Consider the following 4692-nt stretch of genomic DNA (forward strand, 5'->3'; position numbering starts at 1 on the left):
CCGGTTGCTGATCCGGTGCCCGCTAGCAATCCGACTCCGGTTGCTGATCCGGTGCCCGCTAGCAATCCGACTCCGGTTGCTGATCCGGTGCCCGCCAGTAATCCGACTCCGGTTGCTGATCCGGTGCCCGCCAGTAATCCGACTCCGACAGTGGTGCCTGCTTCTTACGATTCGACCCTGCCGTCGGCACCGACTGTGGATCCGAATCTGAATCGGGCGACTCCGACCGCGGATACCGCACCGGTGCAGGATCCGAATTCGGCGGTGACGCCGTCGAATCAGCCGGTCGCACCGGTCAAGAAGGATGTTCCCGTCGCGGCCGGCACACCGGTCGATTCGGCTGCTCATCCGGCACCGGTGCCGACGACACCCACCGACAGCGGCACGTCGGCTCCGACCGTGAAGCAGCCTGAGACACCGCAGTCGACACCGTCGGTGAATCCGACCGTGGACAAGAAGCCGCTCACGCCCGATGAGCCCGGGACCGGCACGACGACCACCCCCACTACACCGGTTGTGCACGACAGTGCTCAGACTCCGGATACCGGCAAGCCGGTAGCCCAGCAGCCTGGGCCGGTGGCTTCGCCGGGGTCGGTGGAGATCCCGGTTCGTAATGCTGTGGTGCAGAAGCCACTCGAGCCCGAGCAGGGAACGGTTCCGCCCGCGCCGGGCACACTGCCGCAACCGGGAACCCCCGGAACCGGGCCTAACAGCACCACACCCAACGGCACCACACCTGGTGTGCCGCCGGCTCAGTTGAAGCCGGGTGTGGAGCGGGATACCTATAACGCGGGCGATACGGCGTATTGGGACACGCGCAAGGGACAGGGTTCGACCGATCGGGCCGCGACTCCGGCTGAGGAGCAGGAGGCGCAGACCGCTGCGCAGAAGGCTCGGGGCGAGTATCTGGTCGGGCAGTTCGAGGCGAAGGGTGTTCACCTGGGGCCGGGCGCGGTCGCCGCGACGGCGGATTTCGACGGGGTCACCGCGTCGGTGACCCGCACGGTCGGCAAGAACGGTCAGTTGGTCACCGACGGCTGTACCGGGTGTACCCCGCAGAACACTGATGCCAGTGGTGCGACGTTCAAGGCGAACTCGAACTCCACTCTTGGCCAGGTCAGCCAGGGTGCGAGCTTTGACGATGGCCGCGCGTTGACCAGTGTGGGCGCGAACGGGGTGGTCATCAACAACAACGGTGTGCTGGAGGGGACCTGCTCGACCGGAGGGTGCACGGGAACCGACCCCACTGGGAACGGCCCGGTGCAGATGAAGGTGGCTGCTCCGGATTCGGTGATGAAGGTCGGCCTGCGTACCGGGGATTCGGTCAATCCTGGGGTAGGGGTGTACTGCGCGCAGGGTTGCACACCGACCGAGGCCAACAACCGGATCGGAACGGCCGCGATCGACCTGGGTAAGGGCGGTTACGCGGATCTGAGCGATACCGACCTGAACGCGTCCGGGCCGAGAACCGGGGACGGTCAGCCGGACAAAACCGCGATACCGCCGGGTGAGCAGCACACCACGACCACGTTCGCGGGTCGGACGGTGAACATCCAGGGGCCGGGGTCGGCCACCAGCACCGCGGACCAGGCGATCGTGGGGTGCGACTCGTGCTCGAAGTTCACCGGCGAGGACTCCCACAGCGGTTTGGGTATCTCCGGTACCGGCGATGGCGAATCCACCGGTGGCGGGGTGCTGGGTGTGGATGCCCAGGGCCGGCAGATCGCGAACGTGACCCAGACCGGGAAGTTCGGCACGTTCAAGGCTGAGGCCCACGACCAGACCGGTACGGTCGATACCCACGGTGAGTGCACCGGGGCGACGTGCAAACAGGGTGGTTCGATCATCCTGGGCCGCAACGGTGAGCGCACCAGGGCTGACTTCGTGCAGGGCGGTGAGGGCACCGAGGCTTATGACGGGAAACGCCCGAACGCCCCGAAGCCGGGATGGCTGGGCGGACTGTTCGGCTCTGACACGGCCCTGACCTATCACAAGGATGACCCCGCCGGGCCGAAACCGGCGACGAACACGTCGATGTCGCGGTCGGTGACCGCGAACGGGGAAACCGCGACCGGGCATGCCGAGGGCGCCACCAGTGCGCGCGGTTCCTCGGTGGTCGGCGACGCCAAGTTGGGCACCATGTCCCAGCAGTTCGTCGGGCCGGGTGGGTCGTACGGGCGTTCGGTGGACAACGGGCGCGGAATCCATGATTCGGTGGAGGTCGCGAAGGCTGGTCCCTCGGGTGAGGGCAGTGGCAGCGCGATCCGTCCGGGTGTCGGCAAGGCGGAGGGGTGGAATGTGATTCCGCCGCAGGCCTCGACACCGATCGCCGGTACGGACAAGGGGTTGGACGCGGCGGGACGCACGTTGGCCCAGCCGAAGGTGATCGGTTCGTACTGGCCCGGATACGTGCCGGCCGAGCGGGGTCGTCCGGCGCAGTCGGCAGCGGACGTCGCGGCGGTGAACCTGCAGGAAACCCAGGCCGCGCATCTGGGTGCGAGCATGGGCGCGCTCAACAGCCCGGACGGTCAGATTCTGGCGAACGCGCCGAATTCGCGGGATTCGAAGTCGGGCAAGCCTTTCCTGGAAGCGGTCCAGGGCTGGAACGACCGCGTGCAGAAGTTCAACGAGAATGCCCCGACCGGTCCGGTCTCTCCGGAACGGGCCGCGGCGTTGAACGCGGAGAAGGACGCGTTGGATCAGGCCAAGCCCGAGGGGTATGACAAGTACTTCGCCGCGGCGGACCGGGTGCGCAACAGCCCGCAGAACCAGATCGCGCAGATCACCGGGGAGCGGTTGCAGACCGCGGACGCTGCGGTCACCACCGCACTCACCCCCAGGTTGCCGACTGATCCTCGGATCAGCAGCCCGGGTGACTGGCTGAACAAGCACTCCGATGAGAAGCCGTCCAGTGGCTCGCCGTTGTTCGCGGGTGCGTTGTCTTCCGGTGCGGCGGCGCCAGCGTATGACAAGTACATAGACAACAAGGGTGCGTTCTCCAGCGCGTTGGGCGGTAATCGAGATGAGGTTGCCGCGATCCGGGCCGCGCAGCCGCTGCCCCAGGGGTGGGCCACCACCTACGGTGAAGGTTTGTTGCGGGCCGGGCATGGCGATCAGATTCGTACCCAGGCCGAGTTGACCGCGGCCACCGCGAACGACAAGACCTGGGACCAGCTGAAACCACACCTCCCCGAAGGCAATGAGCCCGCCGCGGTGTTGGCGAACCTGGACAAGTTCCACCTGACTCCCGAGGAGCAGGTCAAAGCCCATGCCGAGTTGACTGCTGAGGCTCAGCAGCGTGACGAGAGCAGCAAACAGTCTCCGTTCGGGGCATCGACACTGGGTAGGACCGCGCAGGGGTTCGGCGCCACGTTGAACGACGGGCTGACCAGGCTGGATCAATGGAACACCGACGCCACCAGGGAAACCGACCGGCCGGCCGTCCCTGAGGAATGGAACTCCAACCCCGCCCAGGCCGCGGCGAACGCCGACCGCCACCTCGGCGGGTTCATCCCCGGTGCCGCTGGGGCGTTTGGCCAGTTCGCCTACTACGTCGGCGAAGACGCTGTTCGAGGCACCTGGTCGCTGGCCACTCAAACCGATCACATGCCCGATCGGACCACTGTTCGTCCCGGGGAGGACTTCTGGTCCTACTGGACCCGCAACGAACCGTTCGGCGGGGGCATGGTCGATGGCCTGCACAAGTCCGGGGCGAATTTCTTCACCAACGACGTCCGCCAAGACCCCTCCAAGTTCTTCGAGGGCAACCCGCTGAGCCATCTGCAGAACCCGACCCACTCCCCCGAATACCAGAAGGACCCCGGGGCCGCGATGGCCAACGACTTCGGCAGCGCACTGCTGATCACCGGGTTCGGCAAGGGACCCATCACCCGCGGCGCGTCGGGTCTGAAGTCTGGATTGCACGACGGGTTGGATGCCGCGGCGGGTAAAGCCGGTATCCCCACCCTGTCCCAGGGGTTGAACAGACTCGGTGTCGCCACCCCCGGCAGAACCGCCCCCACCGGCCCGCTCAGCCCGACCGTCTCGGACAGCACCAAGGGCGCGAACGCGCCCGGTAACCCGGGCGTCGCGACGACCGAAGGCACCGGCCGCAACGCCAACCCGCTGGTCAAGGACCCCAGCACCCCCGAACCAGGCCAACTGGGCCACGGCGGCGGGACACGCACCGGCGACGAGATCATCACCGACCGCGACAACCCCGCCGAACGACAAATCAGCCGCAACGACACCACCGACAAACCAGCCGGTGACAAGCCTGCCGGTGAGGAATCGCCCTACGCCGAAGGCACCAACCCCGGACCGTTCCCCGAGAACGACCCGATGATCGGCACAGACCCCGCCACCGGCGACCGGGGCACCACCAGCCCACACAGCACCGAGCCCGCCACCGGCGAGCCCGTCGAGGGTCAACCCGGCACCAGGCCCGCCGGCGGCGAACCTGTCGAGGGCCGGCCCACGGCTGGTGACCCGGTCGGTGCCGGTGAGGCACCAGGCGCGCCACCGTTGGCTGCCGCGCAACCGAAACCGAGCTTGTTCGACCGCCTGTTCAACCGCGGCTCCAAGGCCGCTGATGAGGGCAGCCGGACATCGGTTCCGGACAGCACCAAGGGCGCGAACGCCCCCCACAACCCGGGCGTCGCGGCGACCGAGGGCACCGGCCGCCACGCCGAC

2 protein-coding genes are annotated in these 4692 nt (G+C 67.5%); one reads left to right on the forward strand and one right to left on the reverse strand.

The annotated features are described in order from the left end of the window. Positions 1-344 precede the first annotated feature (344 nt). Positions 345-491: a hypothetical protein gene (locus G406_RS58505; protein WP_156935124.1), complete on the reverse strand. Its 147-nt coding sequence runs from the start codon at positions 489-491 to the stop codon at positions 345-347. Between the two features lie 85 nt (positions 492-576). Between G406_RS58505 and G406_RS49335 the strand changes: the two genes are divergently transcribed. Further along, a partial coding sequence (locus tag G406_RS49335) for a hypothetical protein (RefSeq protein WP_156935125.1) occupies positions 577-4692 on the forward strand: 4116 nt, incomplete at its 3' end.

Source organism: Actinospineispora spinosispora DSM 44797, assembly GCF_000429025.1.
GTDB classification, from domain to species: Bacteria; Actinomycetota; Actinomycetes; order Mycobacteriales; family Pseudonocardiaceae; genus Pseudonocardia; species Pseudonocardia spinosispora.